The sequence below is a fragment of the Arthrobacter sp. GMC3 genome, assembly GCF_002929305.1.
Classification (GTDB): Bacteria; Actinomycetota; Actinomycetes; order Actinomycetales; family Micrococcaceae; genus Specibacter.
This window is the reverse complement of record NZ_PJIO01000003.1, coordinates 12,228-35,189: the sequence shown is the minus strand read 5'-3', so window position 1 is coordinate 35,189 and position 22,962 is coordinate 12,228. Positions and strand designations below refer to the sequence as shown.

The following is a 22,962-nucleotide window of genomic DNA, read 5'->3' as shown; positions in this document are numbered from 1 at the left end:
GGGGCAAAGGGGGCTCAAGAACAGCGGATCACTCGCGTTCCGCTTTCCTAAGTGAATATATAGAAGGAGTCAATGATGTCTCTTGGAATTGTGTTTCTCTCGGAAGTGATGGGAACCATGATGCTCACCCTGCTGGGTTGTGGCGTCGTGGCAAACGTTGCACTCAAGGGCACGAAAGGCAACGCCGGCGGGTTTCTCCTCGTCAACTGGGGTTGGGGTCTTGCCGTTATGGCTGGTGTCTTTGTTGCCGCTAAGTCCGGCGCGCACCTGAACCCGGCCGTAACAGTGGGGCTGCTCTCCAGCGGTGCAGCAGACTATGCACCAAACGTAGCCGTCTCATTTGCCTCCACCATGACCTACTTCGGTGGTGAAATGCTTGGTGCGTTCATCGGTGCAGTGGTGTGCTGGTTGGCGTACAAGCAGCACTTCGACAACGAGCCAGATGCTGCTACCAAACTGGGTGTCTTCTCCACGGGGCCGGCCATCCGCAGCTACGGCTGGAACGTTGTCACAGAGATCATCGGCACCTTTGTGCTGGTCTTCGTGATCTTGCACTTCGGTGGTGGCGTAAGTGGACTTGGTCCGCTTCCGGTCGCACTGTTGGTTGTTGGTATCGGTGCGTCCCTCGGTGGACCCACCGGCTACGCCATCAACCCGGCACGTGACCTTGGCCCGCGCATCGCCCACGCCCTGCTCCCCATCAAAGGCAAGGGTTCCAGTGACTGGAGCTACGCCTGGGTTCCGGTTGTTGGACCGTTGATCGGTGGTGCCTTGGGTGGCCTCATGACGCACTGGATGCCTTCACTGGTAGCCGCAGCTTCCTAAAACAAACGCCATGCATTGCTGTAGTACTAACAAAGGAAACTTTTGATGTCACAATATGTAATCGCAATTGATCAGGGAACCACCAGTAGCCGGGCGATCGTTTTCGATCATGACGGCAACATTGTTTCCACCGGGCAGCTCGAGCACGAGCAGATCTTCCCCAAGGCCGGCTGGGTGGAGCACAATGCCACCGAAATCTGGAACAACACCCGCGAGGTGATTGGCACCGCCTTGGCGCAGGCCAACCTGACCCGCCACGACATCGTCGGCGTTGGCATCACGAACCAGCGTGAGACCGCCGTCGTCTGGGACAAGAACACCGGCGTGCCCGTGTACAACGCCATCGTCTGGCAGGACACTCGCACGCAGGACATCGTGGACGAGCTGGCGGCCGACGGCGGCGTGGAGCGTTTCAAGTCCAAGGTGGGACTGCCCCTGGCCACTTACTTCTCCGGCACCAAGATTAAGTGGATCCTGGACAACGTCGAGGGTGCACGGGCCAAGGCGGAGGCCGGTGACCTGCTCTTTGGCAACACGGACAGCTGGGTCACCTGGAACCTGACAGGTGGGCCCGACGGCGGCGTGCACATCACTGACGTCACCAACGCCTCCCGCACACTGTTCATGGATCTGGAGACGCTGGCGTGGGATGACGATATCTTGGCCGTCTTTGGCGTGCCGAAGTCCATGATGCCCGCCATCAAGTCCTCTTCCGAGGTCTACGGCCACGTCCACACCTCGCAGTTGCTGCGTGAAGTTCCCGTGGCTGGCATCCTTGGTGACCAGCAGGCGGCCACCTTTGGTCAGGCCGCGTTTGAAGCCGGCGAGGCCAAGAACACCTACGGCACCGGCTGTTTCCTGATCTTCAACACGGGCGAGGAAATCGTTCACTCCAAGAACGGCCTGCTCACCACCCTGGGCTACAAGCTTGGCGATGCCAAGCCCCATTACGCCCTTGAGGGTTCCATCGCCGTCACCGGTTCGCTGATCCAGTGGCTGCGCGACAACATCGGCATGATCAGCTCCGCGCCGGAAGTTGAGACGCTGGCCGCTGCCGTGGAAAACAACGGCGGCGTGTACATCGTGCCGGCATTCTCCGGCCTGTTCGCACCGTACTGGCGTGCCGACGCCCGCGGTGCCATTGTCGGGCTGACCCGCTTTGTGAACAAGAACCACATTGCCCGGGCAGCGTTGGAAGCCACAGCGTTCCAGACCCGAGAGGTGCTTGACGCTGTCAACGCCGACTCGGGCGTGGACCTGACCGAGCTGAAGGTCGACGGCGGCATGGTCGCCAACGACGCGTTGATGCAGTTCCAGGCCGACATCCTCGGCGTACCTGTCATCCGGCCCAAGGTCACCGAGACCACGGCCTTGGGTGCGGCCTATGCCGCAGGTCTGGCCGTTGGGTTCTGGAACGGTCTGGGGGAGCTTTCCTCCAACTGGGCCGAGGACAAGCGCTGGGAGCCGAACATGGACTCCGCAGAGCGTGACCGCCAGATGCGTTTGTGGAAGAAAGCTGTTACCAAGTCCATGGATTGGGTCGACGAGGACGTGCTCTAGCGAGTAAGGCGTATGTGCCGCAGCAACCTCCGTCGAGAAGGGGGCCCGCCCGCTTCGCGGGCGCCCGAAGCCGCTCCCGGCCCCCTTCTCGACTTCGGTTGCTGCGGCGCGTTGCGTTCGGCCTATTTCCGCCGTTGCCAGACTTACTATTTAGTTTTGTATGTGCGCTAAAGTGGAAAGATGCATACAAGCCTCCTCCTTAGATAGCCGCAAATACTTTTGCGGCCGCCCCTTGCTGAGTCGAGGGGCTTTTGTGTGTAAAGAGCTTGACAGCGTAAATAGCGTGACGGCGTAAATAGCGAGACGGTGCAAGAAGCCAATGATGAACGAAAAGGCAGGGTACGTGAGCGTGCAGTCCCAGACTGAAGAAAACAGCGAAGAGGGCGTCTACAATTTCGCCGCAATGGAAGCCAAATGGCCGGCCATCTGGGACGATCTAAAGGTTTTCACGCCTCTTGACGACGGTTCCAAGGAACGCCGCTACGTCCTTGACATGTTCCCGTACCCCTCGGGCGACCTTCACATGGGCCACGCCGAAGCATTCGCCATGGGCGACGTCGTTTCCCGCTACTGGCGCCAGCTCGGCTATGACGTGCTGCACCCGATCGGCTGGGACTCCTTTGGCCTGCCCGCCGAGAACGCCGCCATCAAGCGCAATGCCCACCCCAGCGAGTGGACGTATGCCAACATCGACACCCAGGCGGAGTCGTTCAAGCGCTACGCCATCTCCGTGGACTGGTCACGCCGCCTGCAGACCTCAGACCCCGAGTACTACCGGTGGACTCAGTGGCTGTTCAAGCGTTTCTATGAGCGCGGGCTGGCCTACCGCAAGAATTCTCCCGTCAACTGGTGCCCCAAGGACCAGACCGTGCTGGCCAACGAACAGGTCGTCAACGGCGCCTGCGAACGCTGCGGCACCATTGTGACCAAAAAGTCCCTGAACCAGTGGTACTTCAAGATCACCGACTACGCCGACCGCCTGCTCGATGACATGGACGCGCTGAAGGGCCACTGGCCGGACCGCGTGCTGGCCATGCAGAAGAACTGGATCGGCCGTTCCGAGGGCGCCCACGTCACCTTCGCCATTGAAGCCGCGGGGGAGGGTAAGGCTGCCCAGGAGCTGACAGTCTTCACCACCCGCCCCGACACCCTGTACGGGGCAACCTTCTTTGTGGTTGCCGCCGATGCGCCGCTGGCCCTCGAGCTGGTCACCGCCGAGCATGCCGAAGCCCTCAGCGAGTACCGTGAACAGGTCAAGGCACTGAGCGACATTGAGCGCCAGTCCACCGAGCGTCCCAAGACAGGTGTCTTTACGGGCCGCTACGCCATCAACCCGCTGACGTCTGAGAAGCTGCCCGTCTGGGCCGCCGACTACGTGCTGGCCGACTACGGGACAGGCGCCATCATGGCGGTCCCCGCCCACGACCAGCGTGACCTGGACTTCGCCAAGGCATTCGACCTGCCAGTCCGGGCAGTTCTGGACACCGGCATGGAAGACCCCGCGGAAACGGGCGTTGCCAGCACGGGCGAAGGCACACTGATCAACTCCGGCGAGCTAAACGGCCTCTCCAAGGCAGAAGGCATCCCGGCCGCGATTGACGTCCTGGAAAAGCTGGGCACCGGCAAGAAATTCGTGAACTTCCGCCTGCGCGATTGGCTGCTCTCCCGCCAGCGTTTTTGGGGCACGCCGATCCCGATCATCCACTGCGCTGACTGTGGCGAGGTCCCGGTTCCCGACGACCAGCTGCCTGTGGGCCTGCCGGAGAACCTGCGCGGCGAGGACCTGTCCCCGAAGGGCACCTCGCCCCTGGCCGCGGCCTCGGACTGGGTCAACGTGGACTGCCCGCAGTGTGGCGGTGCCGCCAAGCGCGACACCGACACCATGGACACGTTCGTGGATTCCTCCTGGTACTTCCTGCGTTTTGCCTCTCCTGACTTCACCGAAGGCCCGTTCGATCCCGCCAAGATCAATGACTGGATGCCGGTTGGCCAGTACGTGGGCGGCGTGGAACACGCCATCCTCCACTTGCTGTACGCCCGCTTCTTCACCAAGGTCATCCACGACATGGGCATGCTGGAAGCCACCGAGCCCTTCAGCGCACTGCTGAACCAGGGCCAGGTGCTCAACGGTGGCAAGGCCATGAGCAAGTCGCTGGGCAACGGCGTGGACCTGGGCCAGCAGTTGGACAAGTTCGGCGTCGACGCCGTGCGCCTGACCATGGTCTTTGCCGGACCTCCCGAGGACGACGTCGACTGGGCGGATGTTTCGCCGTCGGGCTCGGCGAAGTTCCTGGCCCGTGCCTGGCGATTGGCCCGCGACGTGGACAGCGCCCCGGGTACGGACCCGGTCACCGGCGATGCCGCCCTGCGGTCACTGACGCACCGCACCGTTCACGAGACCAAGGCGCTGCTGGAAGGCCACAAGTTCAACGTTGTGGTCGCCAAGCTCATGGAACTGGTCAACGCGACACGCAAGGTTATTGACTCAGGTGCCGGCGCCTCTGACCCGGCTGTCCGTGAAGCAGCTGAGGCCGTTGCCATTGTGCTGAGCCTCTTTGCCCCCTACACGGCCGAAGACATGTGGAACACGCTGGGCCACCCGGCGTCGGTGGCCAATGCCGGATTCCCCGCCGTGGATGAGGCGCTGCTTGTGGAGCAGAGCGTCACCGCCGTGGTTCAGATCCAAGGCAAGGTCAAGGACCGTCTGGAGGTTTCCCCGGACATCACCGAGGATGAACTCCGTGAACTGGCCCTCGCTTCGGAGGTCGTTCAGAAAGCCCTTGATGGCCGCGGCATCCGCACCGTGATCGTGCGTGCGCCTAAGCTTGTCAATATCGTTCCGGCGTAAGCGGTACTTGGGCATAATCTAAGCAGTGCCCTCCCGACCCGCAGGGGCCGGGAGGGCACTTTTTTGCAGGGAAGGTGGCGGGTCATGGCGGCAGATGTTGTCTCAGCGCGTGACTGGCTGCGCCATCAAGTTCACCGGCTGCGTCCGCGTCCCACCCCCGCAGAGCTTCAGGAGCCGGCCCGGCCACGGATCGCCATTGTGACCGATTCTGCTGCGGCCTTGCCTCCGGAGTGGGTCGACGCGCACAGTGGCAGTGGACAGCTTTCAATAGTCGCCATGCCGGTCATTATTGGTGAAGACGTCTTCTCTGACGACGACGCCGAGCTGGAGACCCACATTTCTCTCGCCCTGGCCTCGGGCACGGCCGTGCGTACGTCCCGGCCGTCACCGGGACAGTTCGAGAAGGCCTACCGGGCCGCCGCCGAGGCCGGATTCGATGCGGTGGTTTCCATCCACATCTCCAGCAAGCTTTCTGGGACCTTGGACGCGGCGAAGCTGGCCGCAGGGCGGGCAGAACTACCCGTGCTGATCCTTGATTCCGGCACCGTGGGGATGGCTCAGGGGGTGGCTGTTCAAGCAGCCATTGGCGCCATTGAGGCGGGGGAAGGCGCTGAGGCTGTGCTGTCCGCCGCGCAAACCGCTGCGGCCGCCACAACAGTGTTCTTCTACGTCCCCAGCCTCGAACAATTACGCCGGGGCGGACGCATCAGCTTGGCGTCATCCTGGGTGGGCACCGTGTTGGACATCAAACCACTTCTGGGTATCCGGGATGGCTCAGTGGTTCCCCTGGAGAAGGTTCGAACCGCCGTTAAGGCAATCGCCCGCCTGGAAACACTGTCCGTTGCCGAGATTGCAAGCCGCGAACCCGGCACTGCACGCGTGAGCCTTCACCACTTCGGCAATGAGCAGCAAGCCCGCACCCTCAACGATTCCCTGCACGCGCGCTGCCCCGGGCTTGGCGACGGCGACATGACCCGACTGCCGGCGGTTTTGGCCGCTCACGCCGGACTTGGCGCCTTGGTAGTGGTCGTTTCGGAACGCTTCGTTCCTCCACAACCCGTGCAGGGTCCCTAGCCGTCAACAAAAGCCGGACCTGGTCCGCGACCCCCGCGGCGCTGTGCTTATCGTCATCTCATGGGCGGTGACGGCGAGGAATTAGCGTGGACTCCGGCACCCGGTACGCCGGGCGGGAGCGGGGGAGCCGCGGCCAAGGGTCCCCGCTGGACCACTTCACTGCGGGCGGTGGTCCTCCTGCTAGCCATTGCGGTTGCGGTCGTCGCCGTGCTGTGGCTGCAGCAGGTTGGTGTTTCCGGTGCCGCGGAACAATTGGCATCGCAAGAGGCCCCCAAGCTCGGTGTGCCACCCCTGTCCGCCGGGACGGCTCCGCCCGGAACAACCGCTGTGACATCGTCCCCAGTGTCGGAGGTTCCGTTGCCTGCGCCGGGGCAGAGCGGGGCAGGCGTCGTGGTTCATGTTGTCGGCGCTGTGCAGCACCCGGGGGTGGTGAGCCTTCCGGCGGGAAGCCGGGTGCTCGCAGCCATTACGGCCGCAGGAGGAGCCCTGCCCTCGGCCCAGTTGCAAGCGCTCAACCTTGCCGCACTGGTGCAGGATGGTGCGCAAATTCTAGTGCCCACCCAGGAGCAGGTGGACGCAGGGATCCCATCCGGTCTTGGCGCATCCGGTTCTAGCTCAGTGGGTGCAGCCGAGACGGGCGAGGATCCGGGACGCAAAGGTGGCTCCGGCGGGCTCATCAACCTCAATACGGCCACCGCAGCCCAGCTCGATGTGCTGCCCGGTGTCGGTCCGGTCTTGGCAGAACGGATCGTGCAGTGGCGAAAGGACCACGGCCCTTTCAAGGCGGCTGAGGAACTAGACGCTGTCCCGGGGATTGGGGCGAAGATGCTGGCAACCTTGCGCCCGCTGGTAGTGGCGCCATGAACAGCCCACGGCCCCGCTGGGCCCACTTTGCCACGGTAGCCGTGGTGGAACCCGAACCCGGAGAGGTTAAACCACCCCCTGCCAGGATTGGCGGCGTCGTATCCGCCAGGCTGGCGGCTTCGCTCAGGGACGCGTCGCGCCCGAGGGACGCTGGGCATCGGCCGCGCCCCGACCTTCGACTGGTTCCCGCCGTCGTGGCCGTATGGGCGGGGGCCGCATTCTCGATTGGAACGTCTTGGCGCGTCGCCGCGGGTGGGGCAGGTCTCTGCCTTGTTGCGGGAATCATCCTTGGCTGGATTTTGTGCCGCCGCTACCGCTTGGTCGCAGGTGCCAGCCAGGGTACGGGGGTGATGGCAACCGCCCTGGTGGCTGCCGTGTGCCTGGGCACGCTGCTGGCCGCCGTGGGGCTTCGATTGCACGATCGGGAACGCTCGCCCCTGGTCCAAGCCGTGACCCAGGGGGAGTCCTTCAACCTCACGATGAGGCTCACATCCACGCCTCGGGCCCTCACGAATTCCCGGTCCCAGCAGCAGGTGATCTTCGACGCCGTCGTCCTTGAGGCCACCGCCCGCGGCCAGAATATGAAAGGACCGCTGAGCATACAAGTGATCGCCGGCGCCCAGTGGGCGCAGCTGCCTGAAGGCACCATCGCCTCCACAGCCGGCACCATCGCCCCTGCCCGGGATCGGGACGGCTCTGGGGGATTTTTGCGCCCGGCGACAGGCCCACTGCGGGTCCGGGCTCCCTCTGATTCGCTGGCCCGTCAAATGCGCACCGCGTGGGCCCAGGCGTCACAACGGATGTGGTCCTCCCTGTCCCCGGACACCGCCGGATTACTACCGGGCATGGTGATGGGAGACCGCAGCGCCGTCCCACCGGCACTGTCTGAGGCAATGAAAACGGTGGGGCTAAGTCACCTAACGGCTGTCAGCGGCGCAAATTGCACTTTGGTCCTGGCGGCGTTCGTGTTCGGATTGCGGACCGTGCACCTGCCCAGGGGCCCCACCGCGGCCGGGGCGGTCGCCGGACTGGCCGGGTTCGTGGCCGTTGTTGGCCCCGATCCCAGTGTCTTGCGCGCGGCCGTCATGGGAGGCATAGGCTGCCTTGCCGTCCTCAGCGGTCAGCCAAAACGCGTGGGTGCCCTGCTGTCGGTGAGTATTATCGGTCTTCTCGTTTTCGATCCCTGGCTGTCCATGGACTACGCGTTTATCCTCTCCGTCTTGGCGACGCTGGGACTGCACCTTCTGGGGCGACGCTGCGCGCTCTGGCTTGGCGTCTGGATGCCATGGTGGCTGGCACAGGCCCTGGCCATTCCACTGGCGGCCCAGCTATTTTGCGGGCCCGTCATTGTTTTGCTGGCTCCGCGCTTGACCCTGTTCACGGTGCCAGCGAACATGGTGGTGGCGCCGGTAGTGGCCTTGGTGACCACTGCCGGAACGTTCGGTATGGCCGTGGCGCCGTGGTGGCCCTGGCTCGCCCACGGCTGCGCTGCCATGAGCGGTGTGGGCGCCTGGTGGGTTGCCGTGGTGGCCAGATGGATGGCGGGCCTTCCTGGCGCTTCCTTGCCGTGGCCGGACGGCGCCAGGGGTGTAATTCTCATGGCGCTGATGAATTTGGCTGTGATCCTTGCCTTACTCGGCCTAGTGGAGCGGCGCCGGCTTGTCTTGCTCGTGATTCGGGCCAGGAACTGGCTGCCGCCGGGGCTCAGATTCCTCCTGGGATTCCCTTTTCTCGCCGTAGCCTCGGCAGGGGGTGCGGCACTATGGACGCTGGCGGTGCTGGGCCCATGAGCGGCTTGGGAATCACGGGCCTTGATGGCACAGTAGAACCCGTGAATACACCATTGAGCGGATCAAGACTGAGCGGACAGAGCCTGTGAGTCCGGCGGCCAGGCCAGCCCCACGCGCTGCTGGCGGCGTTGACTGGCGCGATGTCCCACTTGCCCCGGTGGTACTGCTTTTTGGACCCGAGGACTTCATTGCCAGTCGCGCCCTTGATGGCCTGCGCAAAAAACTTCGGGCGAACAACCCCGATCTCGAACTGACCACACTGGACGCCGGGCAGTACACCTCGGGGCGGTTGGGCATGATCGCCAGCCCGTCGTTGTTTAGTGAGCCCAAGCTCATCGAGGTCTCCGGCCTCTCGTCCATGAGTGATGACTTCCTCCTTGACACGCTGGCCTACCTGAAAGACCCTGCACCGGATGTCACGCTTGCCCTGGTGCACAGTGGCGGTACGCGCGGCAAGAAGCTCCTTGACGCGCTCAAGGCTGCTGGGGTACCCCGTGTGGACTGCCTGGCTCTGAAGAAGGACCAGGAGAAGGCGGCGTTTGTCACCCAAGAGTTTCAGCTGGCCAAGCGCCGGATCGATGCCCAGGCTGTGCGTGCCCTGGTAGCAGCACTCGGCGCCAACCTAGCCGAACTGGCCGCAGCCTGCCAGCAGCTGATAGCCGACACCACCGGCATGGTCGGCAGTGATGTGGTGGACAAATACTACGGTGGCCGGGTGGAGGCAACGGCGTTCAGGGTTGCCGATGCCGCCCTAGCCGGCAATGCGCCGGCTGCGCTGTCCACCCTGCGTCATGCACTGTCCACCGGGGTGGACCCGGTGCCCCTGGTGGCGGCCCTGGCTATGAAGGTCCGTCAAGTCGCCAAGGTCCATTCGGCCCGGGGGAGCTCGGCACAGTTGGCGGGGGAACTCGGCATGGCACCGTGGCAGGTCGACGCCGCCCGCCGCGACGCCGGCCATTGGAGTAGCGAGGGCCTGGTCGCCGCCATCAAGGTCTTGGCCGAGGCCGACGCCCAGGTCAAGGGGGCCGCGAAGGACCCTGTCTACGCCGTCGAACGCGCCGTCATCACCATCGCAACCTCCGCCAGACACTAAGCGAGGCGCCAGCTCAGGCATTGACCCGGCGCCTATGCAAGAAGGGCCCCCACCAAATGGTGGGGGCCCTTCTTTGAGTTGCGAAGCAGATCAGCTTCTCTTAGAGGGCGTTAACCTTCTTGGAGATGGCCGACTTGCGGTTGGCAGCGTTGTTGGCGTGAATAACACCCTTGCTGACAGCCTTATCCAGCTTACGAGCTGCATTCACCAGGGCAACCGTAGCTGCATCCTTGTCGGCCTTGGCCACTGCCGTGTTTACTGCACGGATAGCGGTCTTCAGCTCGGACTTCACCGAGAGGTTGCGCTGACGCGCCTTCTCGTTGGTGAGGATGCGCTTCTTCTGAGACTTGATATTAGCCACGTTGTATAACTCTCTTTTGATACGAAAATACGGTCGTAGAGGGCGTAGCTTGGCCATTGACAGCTGCGTGGGGATGCTCGAAAAATGGTGAACGTCAGGCCAAGCTGTTGTACCCGCCGACCTGCACGGGCACACACAAAGCTAAGTTTATCAGACACCGGGCCAGTTGCGCCTGGTGGTTACTTCCAGCCGTGTCGCTGACGCAGGCCACTGGCCACGGCGCCGAAGCGCCGGGCATCAAGGACCGCGCCTTCGCGGCGCATATCGGCCGGGGAAACCTGCAAGATCCTGTCTAGCTTCACCTCGCTGGGGCGGCCCTGCCGGTCCCAAGCGCCGGGCCCAATGTCGATGTAGTCGTTGTCAGCGCGCCGGTCAGCGCTATGGTCCTTGCTCGTGAGCATCAGTGCCAGCAGCCTTGCCCCTTCACGGCCCACCAACAGGACGGGCCGGTCCTTGCCCTGGCTGAAATCTTCCTCATACGGCACCCAGGTCCACACGATTTCCCCAGGGTCGGGCACGCCGTCGGGCTTGGGAGCGTAGAGAACTTTGGAGGTGCCATTGAAGTCACCGGGATAGGGCGAGCGCAGGCCTGTCGCTGAACCGGGCGACGCCGGGCGGGCACCGGATTTGGCGTTGGGGGCCCTACGGGTGGGCGTTGCCGTCTTCCCGGGCTTGAAGAACGCGTCGGCAAGGCCTCGCAGAAGGCCAAGAATTCTCTCAGTGGTGGATGCCATGGCACCAAGAGTATCGAATGGCAGGAGTACTTCGCAGGGTCGGCCCGTCGGTTCTGTGGCGGGGGCCTAAACGTGGGAGACTTGAGGCAATGAGTGTCCGCCGGTTCCCCGGCAGGACACAGCCCTGCACGGCGACGGCGAATCAGCTGGTGTCCCTGCGTCCATGTAACAGTAAGGAACACTAGTGTCACCCATGGCCCGCACTGCTCCGGTGCCCGCCGCTACCGATCCGGCGATCATCAGAAACTTCTGCATCATCGCTCACATTGACCACGGGAAATCAACCCTGGCGGACCGGATGCTCCAGCTCACTGGAGTCGTTCAGCAGCGTGACATGAAAGCCCAATACCTTGACCGCATGGATATTGAGCGTGAACGTGGCATCACCATCAAGTCCCAGGCTGTCCGCATCCCATGGGAAGTCGATGGCACGGCGTACTGCCTGAACATGATCGACACCCCCGGGCATGTTGACTTCACCTACGAAGTTTCCCGGTCGCTGGCCGCCTGTGAAGGCGCCATTTTGCTCGTTGACGCCGCGCAGGGCATTGAGGCCCAGACGCTCGCGAACTTGTACCTGGCCATGGAGAACAACCTCACCATCATTCCGGTGCTGAACAAGATCGACCTGCCTGCGGCGCAGCCCGAAAAGTATGCCGCGGAACTGGCCAATCTCATCGGTGGAAAACCCGAAGATGTGCTCATGGTTTCCGGCAAGACCGGCGCCGGGGTTGAAGAGCTGCTGGACCAGATCGTCCGCGATCTGCCGGCCCCGAAGGGCGACCCTAACGCACCGGCACGCGCCATGATCTTCGACTCCGTGTATGACACCTACCGCGGCGTGGTCACCTACGTCCGTGTCATTGACGGCAGCCTGAGCCCGCGTGAAAAAATCCAGATGATGTCCACTCGCGCCACCCACGAGCTGCTCGAAATCGGTGTCAGCTCCCCGGAGCCCAAGCCCTCCAAGGGCCTAGGCGTTGGCGAAGTTGGTTACCTCATCACGGGCGTGAAGGACGTGCGCCTGTCAAAGGTTGGCGACACTGTCACCACCTTCAACAAGCCGGCCACAGAGGCCTTGGCCGGGTATCACGATGCCAAGCCCATGGTCTTCTCCGGCTTGTACCCGATGGACGGCACTGACTACCCGGTGCTGCGGGACGCGCTAGAAAAGCTCATGCTCAATGACGCCGCGCTGATTTACGAACCGGAAACCTCTGCGGCCCTTGGCTTCGGTTTCCGTGTGGGTTTCCTGGGCCTGCTGCACCTGGAAATCACCCGTGAACGCCTGGAACGGGAACACAATCTGGACTTGATTTCCACGGCTCCCAACGTGGAGTACGAGGTCACCCTCGAGGACAAGAAGGTTGTCCACGTAACCAACCCCAGCGAATACCCCTCGGGCAAAATCGCAGAGGTGCGCGAGCCCATGGTGGCGGCCACGATTCTGGCTCCCACCGAATTTGTTGGCGCCATCATGGAACTGTGCCAGACCCGCCGAGGCATCCTTGGCGGAATGGACTACCTCTCCGAGGATCGGGTGGAGATCCGCTACCGTCTGCCCCTGGCCGAGATTGTCTTTGACTTCTTCGACATTCTCAAGTCCAAGACCCGTGGCTACGGTTCACTGGACTGGAAGGCCGACGGCGATCAGGTCGCCGACCTTGTCAAGGTCGACATCCTGCTCCAGGGTGAGCAGGTTGACGCTTTCTCCGCCATCACCCACCGTGACAAGGCGTACGCCTACGGTGTCATGATGACCGGCAAGCTGCGCGAGCTCATCCCGCGCCAGCAGTTTGAGGTGCCCATCCAGGCGGCCATCGGTGCCCGCATCATTGCCCGTGAAAGCATCCGAGCCATCCGCAAGGACGTTTTGGCCAAGTGCTACGGCGGCGATATCTCCCGTAAGCGCAAGCTGCTGGAAAAGCAGAAGGAAGGCAAGAAGCGCATGAAGATGGTGGGACGCGTAGAGGTCCCGCAGGAAGCCTTCATCGCCGCACTGACAACTGCCGAAGCACCCAAGGACAAGTCGAAAAAGTGACACCCAGCGCTTTACCCCTTGGCGATCCGGCTCCGGCCGACGGTATCCTGCCCGCGCAGGCTGCCGTCGGCGCGGCGGACCGCAAATTCAGCTTGTACGCGCACATCCCGTTCTGTGCCGTACGTTGCGGCTATTGCGACTTCAACACCTACACGGCCACTGAGCTCGGCGGCGGCGCCTCACAGGATGCCTACGCCGAAACCGCCGTCCGGGAAGTGGAATTCGCCGCCCGGGCCTTGGCCGCCTCTGGCTTGCCGCCGCGCAAGCTCAGCACCGTGTTCTTTGGCGGTGGCACGCCCACCCTGCTGCCCGCCGGAGACCTGACCCGTATTCTGGGTGCCGCCATCGAACTCTGGGGACTTGAGGACGGGGCCGAAGTCACCACCGAAGCCAACCCTGACTCGGTTACCCGTGATTCTCTGCAGGAACTGCGCGACGGCGGCTTCACCCGCGTGTCCTTCGGCATGCAGTCAGCCGTTCCGCATGTACTGAAGGTACTGGACAGAACGCACAAGCCCGAAAGGGTTCCGCAGGCCGTGGCTTGGGCCCGCGAAGCAGGTCTGAACGTCAGCGTTGACCTGATCTACGGTACGCCGGGGGAGTCGCTGGCTGACTGGGAAACGTCGGTTCGCACGGCACTAAGCTATGGACCGGACCATATTTCCGCTTATTCGCTGATCGTGGAAGAGGGCACCAAACTGGCCGCCCAAATCCGTCGCGGCCAGGTGCCGAACATTGACGACGACGACCACGCCGTGAAGTACGAACTCGCCGACGCACTCTTCAGTGAGGCCGGCCTGAACTGGTACGAGGTCAGTAACTGGTCCCGCACACCGGAGGATGCCTGCCAGCACAACCTTGCCTACTGGCGCGGCGACGACTGGTGGGGGATTGGCCCCGGCGCCCATTCTCACGTGGGAGGAGTGCGCTGGTGGAACGTCAAACACCCCACCGCCTACGCCAACAGGCTCGACAAGGGAGAATCGCCCGCCGCGGGCCGCGAAACCCTTGACGCCGACACCCGGGCCATGGAGCGCATCATGCTGACCTCGCGCCTGTCCGAGGGCCTGGCCATTGAGACGCTCAGCCCCGAAGCCCGCAAGGCTATTGCCGGGCTTATTGCCCAAGAACTGGTGGATCCGCTCAAGGCCTTCGCCGGCACCTTGGTGCTTACGCTTAAGGGTCGCCTACTGGGCGACGCCGTCACCCGGGCCCTGCTGGACTGAGCACTGCCGGCTTCTTGCCGACCGGTCTAATTTCGCACGTAGAAAGCCCTCTCGTCTGCCCAATCGGCGGTAAATTGAGGTATGCCAACCATGCGAGCTCCGGCATTACCTGTCAGCGTTGAGCAGCGGTTTGAGCTGACGCGGATGGCAGGATCGGGGCAATTGCCGCACCGCTTGGTGATACAGGCAAGTGCCTTGCTCATGGCCGCTGACGGTGAAGCGACTGAGCAGATCGCCCAGATATGCGAGGTCCATCCGGACACTGTGCGGCGCTGGCGGGCCCGGTTCGCCCGGTGCGGTCTGGACGGGATGGGTGTGGCAGCCCAGAGTCAGGCTCCGTTGCCTGTGCAAAGTGACGCGACGCTCCTCCAGGCTGCGGTGCTGCGCGGAGATGTTCGGGAAATCCGGAATCTGGTCGATGCCGGTCTCCTCGCCGGAACTGATGATTCACCATCGAAGGCGCAGCTGTTGGCGGCACGCTCCTACGCGCACATCCTCACTTCCGATTTTGTTGCTGCGTACGACGACGCCCGGACTGGCTTGGAAATGGACTGCCAGCGATCGTTGTTTCTAGCCCTTGCCGCGTGGTCTTCCGGGATGGGTGGCCTAGAGCGCGGCGGCTCCGACACCGCGACCGTTGAATCCGTGGTCGCGACAATCCTGGGGCACAGCGACGCGGAGTTTCTCAGTGACCGCTGGCCGGCCGCGCTCACCGCTGAAGCCGCCATGTCGGTGGGACGGCTCGATCTGGCGGAGACGGTGGCTCGTAGGGTGTGGCTGGGCTCGGGGACTAACGACCCGCCCGAGGCTGTCTTCGCCGGACAGACCCTGGTTCGGGCCTTGTTGTTTCAGGGGCGCCTGGACGAGGCGGACGCCTTGGCGCCCCAAGTTGAACAAGCATCCCAACGTCATGGCTTGCTTGCGCTCCAACTAGTGGTTCGAGGATCGCTCGCGTATCTCGACGCCTTACGTGGCCGCGACAGCTTGGTGAGAAGTGCGGCCGCTTCCATAGACGCTTTGGCGGCGCAGTGCCCGCCCAGCTACCTGGTAGCCGGCGCCATGGTGCTAGCCGCCTACGCGCTGGCCACCGCTCAACACGCCCAATTAGCCGCCGATGTCCTGTTACGCGGCGCCGGTGGACCGCAGCTGCCCAACATCCAGCTCGTAGACCGCGCCTACGGGTATGAGCTGCTGGTCACGGCGGAACTGAGCCTTGGCGACCTTATGGCGGCCCGGCAATGGGGAGATATGGCCGCGGCCCTGACGGGGTTGCCGAGAGAGGGCATGGCGGCCGCGGCCATCGGGCGCATAAGGGCGCGGCTTGCGGTTGCCGACGGCGAGGTGGTGGCCGGTGCAGTCCTGGCAGATCAGGCTGCCGTGATCGCGCTCGGCAATGCCGGGCACCTCGATGAGACTCGTGCCCGGCTGCTGGCGGGTTCGGCCCTGCTGGGTGACGCCGACGACACCTGGCCGGCAAGACTCGCCCTCTCCAGTGCCCGGGATCAGGCCACACTGCTAGGAGCCACATCGCTGGCCGTGCTGGCCCGCCGCGACCTGCGCAGCATCGGATTGCGATTAATCGGCGTACCCCAGGCGCCCATGACTGCCCGTGAGCGTGAAGTAGCCGAACTGCTGCTCACGGGCGCATCCAATATTCGCATTGCCGCTACGCTGACGGTGTCGCCGCGCACCGTGCAAAGCCACGTTGCCCGCGTCCTGAAAGCCCTCGATCTATCCTCACGCGCCGAAGTGCCCCATGTCCTCCACCCCGACGGAGAAGTCCTCCACGCTGATGGCCATCGGGGCTCCACGGTATGGCTTTGCTTGACTCCGCGGCAGCGGCAGGTGGCCGACCTTGTCAGTCGCGGCTACACCAACGACGGCGCCGCCCGAACCTTGCATGTCTCCACCAAGACGATTGAAAAACACTTGGGGGATATCTACCGCCGCCTCGAAATTGACTCCCGGACGGCACTGGCAGCCCGATGGTCTGGATAACCTGAAAGCGAGATCCGCCATTCCCCTACTACCGCCGGCGGCACCCAAGAATCACCATTAAGGCATGGACAGAGAATACCCGGCTCGTCACACGGATCAGGAACAAACGATCCTTGCGGGCTTGCCACGCGAACCAGTAGGAACACGGCCATTGACACATCACCGCGGACGTCACTCTCGGGCCATCGCGGCCTGCGTCCTGGGCATCACCATGCTGAGTGGATGCTCGACAAGTAGCGTCGCCGCCACGCCAACACATTTGGGGCAGACCTCCGCCTCCACTGCCGCACCCACTGCGGCACCGGCTGCGGCACCGGCGTCGAACGCTCCCGCACAGGCCATCGATGTCTGCACCCTCTTCCCGGCCGCGACTGCATCCCAATCCACCGGCCTGGACTTGTCATCCTCCACCGTCATCAATGCCAGCGCCGGGATGTATGCCTGCAGCTACGCCAGCACCGGGAGCACCTCCGCCGACATTGAGTCCGAGCTCAACATCACCGTGTACACAAGTGCGTCTCCGGTGACGCTCGATGCCCTCAAGACGGTTCTCGACGCAGCCGCGTCCCAGGCCGCCCCCACGGTGCCCATTACTGGGGTAGGTGAGAAGGCGTACGCCAGTGACGACGGAACGATTGCCCAATCCGGCAGCTACATTGTTCAGGTCGCCGGACTGGTCTTTGACATCACAGGCGACCACACAGCCAGCGGTGCCACGGCAAAGGCAGTTCTCGCGGCGCTAGGCCAATAGCCTAGGAATCCTAGTGGATACGGCGCAGGTTTAGGGCGTAGCGGTAAGGGTTGCCCTTGCTGACGGCAACGGCCGCGATGACGGACCAGACCGTCAAAACGACCCAAATGAGCAGTGCGAGCATAGACAGCGGGGTGCCTGCGCCCGGGTCAACGAGGTTCAGGATCAGGGCAATAAGGTTCAGCGCAAGAGCCAAAATGGTGGGGGGCAGTGTGAAGTTCAGGGCCTCGCGGGACTCCTGTGCCGTGAACGGTCCACGGTCCTTGAAGACCTTGTAGATGACGGCCGACGGGACGCAGCCCAGGATGCCGCCACAGTGGGCCAAAAATGCCCACTGCTTGTCTTCTGCGGGAGTAAGCGGGGGCTTTGCCGGATTGGTGTTCTGATTCCCGGGAATGCTCACAGTGACTTGCCTCTCAAAACGGTTTTAGTACTGCTCAGGCGTCGTGCCTGTTGCACTTACTAGGATACTGGCGCGGTTAGGAAGTCAATGACTTCTTCCACCCGGCCCAGCAGCGATGGTTCCAAATCCGCGTAGGAATTCACCCGGGAGAGCAGACGCTGCCAGCCGATGCCAATGTCCTCAGCACTCTCGTGGGGCCAGCCAAATGCGGCCAGAATGCCCAGTTTCCATTCAATATTGCGCGGGATTACCGGCCAGGCAGGGATGCCAAGGGTGCTCGGTTTGATCGCCTGCCATACGTCGACGTAGGGGTGGCCCACCACCAGTACGTTGTTCTTGGCGGCGGGGGACTTCATGAGATCGGCCACAATCCGGGATTCTTTTGAATGCGGCACCAGATGGTCCACCAGAACACCCAGCCGCCGGTTGGGTCCGGGCGCAAAATCCTTGACGGCGGCCGTCAGATCGTCGATGCCGCGCAGGGGTTCGACGACGATGCCTTCCACACGGAGGTCGTGCCCCCACACCTTTTCCACGAGTTCGGCGTCGTGCTTGCCTTCCACCCAGATGCGGCTGGCCTTGGCAACTTGCGCGCGCAGGCCCTCCACTTTAACGGAGCCGGAGGCCGTGAGCAGCTTCTGTGGTGGGGAAGCTGCTGCAGCCGGGGCAACCACTTCCACCGGTTCTCCGTCGATCAGGAAGCCAAAGCCGAGGGGAAAGGCGCGGACCTTTTCGCGCTGGTCCGCCAGTTCCATGATGTGCATGCCGCCGGACTTTTCAATCCTGACCACGGCCCCCACCCATCCCGTCTGGACGTCCTCCACCACCAGTCCGCGGGTCGCCGGGACTTGGCGCAGTACGCGGGCCTTGGGCGCGCTGAGGTCTTGGGGCCCCCAATTGTTGAACTCCACGTTGATTGTGCCCTTTGCTTGTTGTAAGGCTCGCCGGTACGCCGGTGGCTGAATATTCAATGCTAACAACTGGAACTGCGCAGCGGACTTTGTGCCGTGCCGGGAAGTGTCCCCTCGTAAGTATTAGACTTAGCACTTGAGTGGGTAGAGTGCTAACGCAATGCCGAAAGTGCCACCCAAAGTGTCAAGGGCCGCGAGGAGGTGCCAGTCATGAGTGAACCTAGGAAACTGGAAGTTCTGCGAGCCATCGTGGAGGACTACGTCCACTCCCGTGAGCCCGTCGGTTCCAAGGCCCTGGTTGATCGCCACCACCTCGGCGTTTCAAGCGCCACCATTCGCAATGACATGGCTGCGTTGGAGGAGGAAGGGCTGATTACGGCCCCCCACACCAGTTCCGGGCGCATCCCCACAGATAAGGGCTACCGGCTCTTTGTCGACCAGATTTCTTCCGTCAAGCCGCTCTCAGCGGCCGAGAGGAGGGCCATCGCCGTCCTGCTCGACGGATCCACGGACCTCGACGACGTTCTTGAACGCACCGTTCGAGCCCTGGCCCAACTCACCAACCAGGTGGCAGTGGTCCAATACCCCAGGTCCGCCAAAACCACTGTTCGCCATATTGAGTTCGTTTCCCTCGGCCCCCGGCAGGTGCTGCTGGTGCTGATCCTGACCTCTGGCAAGGTGGAGCAAAGCGTCATCGATGTGGGTGCCACTATCGACGACGTTCGGCTGGGCAGTTTGCGGCAGGTTTTCCTTGCCGCCGTGGCAGGCACGCCTGTGGGGAAGCTGCCCACCGCACTGGCACAGTTGCCCGGCGCCGTCCCCGCCAATGATCAAGATACGGTCCGGAAGCTGGCACATGGGCTGACGCAGCTGGCCCAGGCGGCACGGGAAGATAGAATTGTGCTGGCTGGAACGGCGAACCTTGCCCGTTCCAATGTCGACTTTCCCCTAAGCATCGGTCCTGTGCTGGATGCCCTGGAGGAGCAAGTGGTACTCCTGCGCCTTTTGGAGCAAATGGCGCAGGATTCCATGGGCATGGCAGTGAGTATTGGCCGTGAAAATCCGCACGATTCCCTGGCCGAGGCTTCGGTGGTGGCCACCAACTACGGGGTTGGCGAAAGCGCCAAACTTGGTGTGGTGGGCCCTACCCGGATGGACTATCCCAACACCATGTCAAGTGTCCGGGCGGTTGCCCGGTACTTGTCCCGAATTTTGGCCGGTTAGACGGCTTTGACAAAGAACAACCTTGTACACGTTCCACTGGAGAGAGCAAGACTTTGAGCAACCACTATGACGCCCTGGGTGTCTCCCGCGATGCCACGCCTGAAGAAATCAAGAAGGCCTACCGTAAGCTGGCCCGCAAGCTGCACCCCGACGTTAACGACGCCGCGGACGCACAGGATCGTTTCAAGGCGGTCACTCATGCCTACGAGGTCCTCTCCGATCCCGGCAAGCGACGCATCTACGACACCACCGGCAACGAAAACGGCAACAGCAACGGCGGCGGTGGCGGCAACTATGACGGCCAGGGGTTTGCCTTCCAGGACATCTTTGAGACCTTCTTCGGGGGCGGTGGCGGGCAAGGACACGGCCCGGCCTCACGCATGCGCCGAGGCCAGGACGCCCTGATCACCGTCAGGATCGACCTGAGCGAAGCCGTGTTCGGTGTCAACAAGAAACTGGAAATCGACACCGCAGTCACCTGCCCCACCTGTGAGGGTAGCTGCTGCCGCCCCGGCACATCCCCGGTCACCTGCGACGTCTGCAACGGCGCCGGCCAGATTCAGCGCCCCATGCGCTCCATCCTGGGTAACGTCATGACACTTGCCACCTGCAACTCCTGCCAGGGATTCGGTACCCGGATCGAAGATCCCTGCAATGAGTGCATGGGTGAGGGCAGGGTCCGCAACCGCCGCACACTGACCATCAAGGTTCCAGCCGGTGTAGGCACCGGCACGCGCATCCAGCTGGCTGGCCAGGGCGAAGCAGGTCCGGCCGGCGGCCCGGCCGGTGACCTGTATGTGGAGATGAAGGTCAATAACGACCCCGCCTTCCTGCGCGAAGGTGACGATCTGCACGCTACGTTGAGCGTGCCCATGACCGCTGCCGCGTTGGGCACCGAACTGACGCTTGAAACATTCGACGGCGAGCAGCCCATCAGCATCAAGCCGGGCACGCAGGCCGGGGAAATCATCACCTTGCGCAACCTGGGTGTTACCCACCTGCGCGGCTATGGCCGCGGGGATCTGAAAGTTCACATCCATGTGGAGACACCCACCAAGCCGGATGCCGCCCAGGAAGAACTGCTCAAGCAGCTTGCTGCCCTGCGCGGGGAAACTTTTACCGAGGGCAAACTGGTCAGCAGCGGCGGCATGTTCGCCAAACTGCGTGACAAACTCGGCAACCTCTAGGACCCGATGAGCAATCCTGTCTTTTATGCCGAGGTCAACGAGCTGGCGCCCCTGGTGGTCGGAGACTCATTTGACCTCGGTGGTGCCGAGGGGCGCCATGCCGTCACCGTGAAACGGCTCGCGCCCGGCGAACCCGTTGACCTGTGCGACGGCGCCGGCTTGCGTTTGGTGTGCACGGTTACCGGCTCGGAGGCCGGGACGTTAACCGTCCGCGTTGACCGCCTCAACCCGCCTGAGACCGACGGTCTTGAGCTTGTCCTGGTCCAAGCCCTTGCCAAGGGTGACAGGGATGAACTTGCCATCGAAACGGCAACCGAGCTGGGCATTGACGGGGTCGTGCCGTGGCAGGCCGAACGCTCCATCGTGCGATGGAAGATGGACAAGGCAGTCAAGGGTCCGGTGAAATGGCGCAATGTGGTGGCCATGGCGGCCAAGCAGGCTCGCCGGTCACGAATTCCGTGGGTGGGGGAGTTGGTGGGCACGCCCGGCCTGGTAGAGCTGATCGGCTCGGCGGAGCTCGCCCTGATCCTGCACGAAGATGCTGTCGACACACTGCCTGCGGTGGTGCGGGACTGGCGTGCCCAGGATTCCGATTCACCGCGCGGGCGGATTGTCATGATCGTGGGACCGGAAGGCGGCATGAGTGCTGCCGAGGTTCAGGCGTTCCTGGCGGCCGGGGCTCGCACGGCACTTTTGGGAAAGCATGTCCTGAGGTCCTCCACGGCCGGTCCCGCCGCCGTCGTACTTTTGAGCCAGGAACTTGGCCGCTGGTAGCAGCTAGGGACCCTCGACGGTCACGAGCTTGGTGTCGATGCCAATCTGTTTCCCCGGTGTTTCCGGCTCGGAGATGAACACGGAGAGCAGATAACTCCCGGGCACCGGTGTGACGTCGAAGGCATAGTTGCCCAGCGCACTGGGGCCGGCGGGCAAAGTCACCGAACCGGACAAATAGGCGCTACCGGCCTTCCCGTCGTTAACGCTGGCCAGCGACCATTGGAGGACTCCGGTGGGGGAGATACCCTGGCCCGAAACTTTCAACGGATTGGCCTTAGTACTTGCACCGTTGGCCGGATCGATGATCCACACCGGTGCCAGAAACCGTGAGTCTCGGGTCAGTGGCTTGTCCAAGGCGACGTGACCGAACGCGTTGTATCCGGTGTGCCCGTCAACGAGAACCGATACCTGAACCGCGGAGGAGGAATCGATGAGTCCGGACATGGCCGCCGCCGCCGTGGCCGTGTACACCAGCTGCGCCACCGACCGTTCGGCAATGCCCTGATCTACTTTTTGACCGAAAGCATCGGCGGAAATATCTACGGTGATGACGTTTTTGGCGGAGATCGACGCTCCCAGCCGGGTCGGTGCGTTCCACACCGAGAAATAGTCCGGATCCTGGGGGCGCCGGGTCATCATGGCCCGCAGGGAAGAGACTATTGGGTCATCCGCCGTGGCCGGGGTGGTGAACTCACGGTACAGGTAGACGGAATCGTTGCTGTGGCCAAGCCAGTAGACAGGGATCGACGCGCTGGCGGCTGCCGTTTCTAACGGTGCACTCGTGACCAGGCTACTTGCCGGAACGTTACCCGTGGCCGGCATGACGGCGTCGTGACCCGTTGCATTTGCCGAGCACGATGTGGCCGTTGCAACAATCACAGTGAGCGCGATTCCCACCCGAATGCTGGTCCACGCCTGCCGGGGACGGGAACTCGGAGCATCGGAAGTGTCCCTGCGCTGCAGCGGGCGAGTTGGCGCAAGAACGCGCTCTCGTGGGGTGCCTGGCGGGGTGGGCATTCGGATGACTAGCTCACTTTTTCTCAATAGTTTCCTTGGCCGGGCTGCGGCCTTGATGGCGATCCAAGCCTCCCCAAACGCTTTGAACCTTCAATAGCTTGGCATACTGGCGTGCCCGTTTCGCCGGTAACTGAGGAATCTGAGCGAACTGAAACCGTATTGAAACACTAAAGAGACCTACATCATTTGGCGGCCCGCGCCGCCGGCGCCGGAGTGGACTAAGATTGAAAGCGGGAGCGATGTGCTCTTGCCGCCGGTGAAAACCGGTACTACAAAGGAGA

At 63.0% G+C, this 22,962-nt stretch carries 19 protein-coding genes; 14 read left to right on the top strand and 5 right to left on the bottom strand.

Translation table 11 applies throughout. The features are described 5' to 3' along the window. The first annotated feature begins 75 nt into the window (after positions 1 to 75). The 7 genes from CXQ94_RS06285 to holA all read left to right on the top strand — a co-directional run bounded on the left by CXQ94_RS06285 (position 76) and on the right by holA (position 10,054). Entirely contained in the window at positions 76 to 825 is a 750-nt protein-coding gene (locus CXQ94_RS06285; protein WP_104087392.1) for an MIP/aquaporin family protein, read from the top strand. Between the two features lie 45 nt (positions 826 to 870). Beyond that, positions 871 to 2,385 (top strand): glycerol kinase GlpK, encoded by a 1,515-nt coding sequence (gene glpK, locus CXQ94_RS06280; RefSeq protein WP_104087391.1) that lies wholly within the window; start codon positions 871 to 873, stop codon positions 2,383 to 2,385. 322 nt (positions 2,386 to 2,707) lie between these two features. Further along, entirely contained in the window at positions 2,708 to 5,233 is a 2,526-nt protein-coding gene (gene leuS / locus CXQ94_RS06275) for a leucine--tRNA ligase (protein ID WP_104087390.1), read from the top strand. A gap of 84 nt (positions 5,234 to 5,317) precedes the next feature. Continuing rightward, positions 5,318 to 6,307, top strand: coding sequence for a DegV family protein (locus tag CXQ94_RS06270; protein WP_104087389.1), 990 nt, complete (start codon positions 5,318 to 5,320; stop codon positions 6,305 to 6,307). Between the two features lie 60 nt (positions 6,308 to 6,367). After that, entirely contained in the window at positions 6,368 to 7,171 is an 804-nt protein-coding gene (locus CXQ94_RS06265) for a ComEA family DNA-binding protein (protein ID WP_104087388.1), read from the top strand. Further along, positions 7,168 to 8,961, top strand: a complete 1,794-nt coding sequence (locus tag CXQ94_RS06260) for a ComEC/Rec2 family competence protein (RefSeq protein WP_104087387.1) — start codon at positions 7,168 to 7,170, stop codon at positions 8,959 to 8,961. Before CXQ94_RS06265 ends, CXQ94_RS06260 begins: the two co-directional genes overlap by 4 nt. Positions 8,962 to 9,046: 85 nt before the next feature. Beyond that, complete coding sequence (gene holA / locus CXQ94_RS06255; RefSeq protein WP_104087386.1) at positions 9,047 to 10,054, top strand: DNA polymerase III subunit delta; 1,008 nt, start codon at positions 9,047 to 9,049, stop codon at positions 10,052 to 10,054. A 100-nt stretch (positions 10,055 to 10,154) separates the two neighbouring features. Here holA and rpsT read toward each other — a convergent pair whose 3' ends face one another. Beyond that, positions 10,155 to 10,415: a 30S ribosomal protein S20 gene (gene rpsT, locus CXQ94_RS06250; RefSeq protein WP_104087385.1), complete on the bottom strand. Its 261-nt coding sequence runs from the start codon at positions 10,413 to 10,415 to the stop codon at positions 10,155 to 10,157. Positions 10,416 to 10,594: 179 nt separating this feature from the next. Then, positions 10,595 to 11,149 carry a type II toxin-antitoxin system PemK/MazF family toxin gene (locus CXQ94_RS06245; protein WP_104087384.1) on the bottom strand — a complete coding sequence of 185 codons (555 nt, stop codon included), beginning with the start codon at positions 11,147 to 11,149 and terminating at the stop codon, positions 10,595 to 10,597. A 184-nt stretch (positions 11,150 to 11,333) separates the two neighbouring features. On the opposite strand from CXQ94_RS06245, the gene lepA reads away from it, so the two are divergent. The 4 genes from lepA (at position 11,334) to CXQ94_RS06225 (ending at position 17,165) form a co-directional block, all read left to right on the top strand. Continuing rightward, complete coding sequence (gene lepA / locus CXQ94_RS06240) at positions 11,334 to 13,190, top strand: translation elongation factor 4 (RefSeq protein WP_181034101.1); 1,857 nt, start codon at positions 11,334 to 11,336, stop codon at positions 13,188 to 13,190. After that, positions 13,187 to 14,416 (top strand): radical SAM family heme chaperone HemW, encoded by a 1,230-nt coding sequence (gene hemW, locus CXQ94_RS06235; protein WP_104087382.1) that lies wholly within the window; start codon positions 13,187 to 13,189, stop codon positions 14,414 to 14,416. Before lepA ends, hemW begins: the two co-directional genes overlap by 4 nt. 81 nt (positions 14,417 to 14,497) lie before the next feature. Next, positions 14,498 to 16,414, top strand: a complete 1,917-nt coding sequence (locus CXQ94_RS06230) for a LuxR family transcriptional regulator (RefSeq protein ID WP_104087381.1) — start codon at positions 14,498 to 14,500, stop codon at positions 16,412 to 16,414. Positions 16,415 to 16,565: 151 nt separating this feature from the next. Further along, complete coding sequence (locus CXQ94_RS06225) at positions 16,566 to 17,165, top strand: hypothetical protein (RefSeq protein WP_104087380.1); 600 nt, start codon at positions 16,566 to 16,568, stop codon at positions 17,163 to 17,165. A gap of 10 nt (positions 17,166 to 17,175) precedes the next feature. On the opposite strand, the gene CXQ94_RS06220 is transcribed toward CXQ94_RS06225, so the two are convergent. Both CXQ94_RS06220 and CXQ94_RS06215 read right to left on the bottom strand, forming a co-directional pair. Further along, positions 17,176 to 17,568 carry a DUF4870 domain-containing protein gene (locus CXQ94_RS06220; protein WP_104087379.1) on the bottom strand — a complete coding sequence of 131 codons (393 nt, stop codon included), beginning with the start codon at positions 17,566 to 17,568 and terminating at the stop codon, positions 17,176 to 17,178. 59 nt (positions 17,569 to 17,627) lie between these two features. Continuing rightward, positions 17,628 to 18,479 carry a DUF3097 family protein gene (locus tag CXQ94_RS06215; protein WP_104087378.1) on the bottom strand — a complete coding sequence of 284 codons (852 nt, stop codon included), beginning with the start codon at positions 18,477 to 18,479 and terminating at the stop codon, positions 17,628 to 17,630. A 210-nt stretch (positions 18,480 to 18,689) separates the two neighbouring features. Between CXQ94_RS06215 and hrcA the strand changes: the two genes are divergently transcribed. From hrcA to CXQ94_RS06200, 3 genes are read left to right on the top strand one after another with little or no spacing between them, the layout of a single operon-like run. Further along, positions 18,690 to 19,703, top strand: coding sequence for a heat-inducible transcriptional repressor HrcA (gene hrcA / locus CXQ94_RS06210; RefSeq protein ID WP_104087377.1), 1,014 nt, complete (start codon positions 18,690 to 18,692; stop codon positions 19,701 to 19,703). A 53-nt stretch (positions 19,704 to 19,756) separates the two neighbouring features. Then, on the top strand, positions 19,757 to 20,890 hold the full coding sequence (gene dnaJ / locus CXQ94_RS06205) for a molecular chaperone DnaJ (RefSeq protein WP_104087376.1): 1,134 nt from the start codon (positions 19,757 to 19,759) through the stop codon (positions 20,888 to 20,890). 6 nt (positions 20,891 to 20,896) lie between these two features. Then, positions 20,897 to 21,664, top strand: coding sequence for a 16S rRNA (uracil(1498)-N(3))-methyltransferase (locus CXQ94_RS06200; protein WP_104087375.1), 768 nt, complete (start codon positions 20,897 to 20,899; stop codon positions 21,662 to 21,664). Between the two features lie 3 nt (positions 21,665 to 21,667). On the opposite strand, the gene CXQ94_RS06195 is transcribed toward CXQ94_RS06200, so the two are convergent. After that, the gene (locus CXQ94_RS06195) at positions 21,668 to 22,543 is read right to left on the bottom strand and encodes a GerMN domain-containing protein (RefSeq protein WP_219816993.1); all 876 of its coding nucleotides are present in this window, start codon (positions 22,541 to 22,543) and stop codon (positions 21,668 to 21,670) included. Between the last annotated feature and the right edge of the window lie 419 nt (positions 22,544 to 22,962).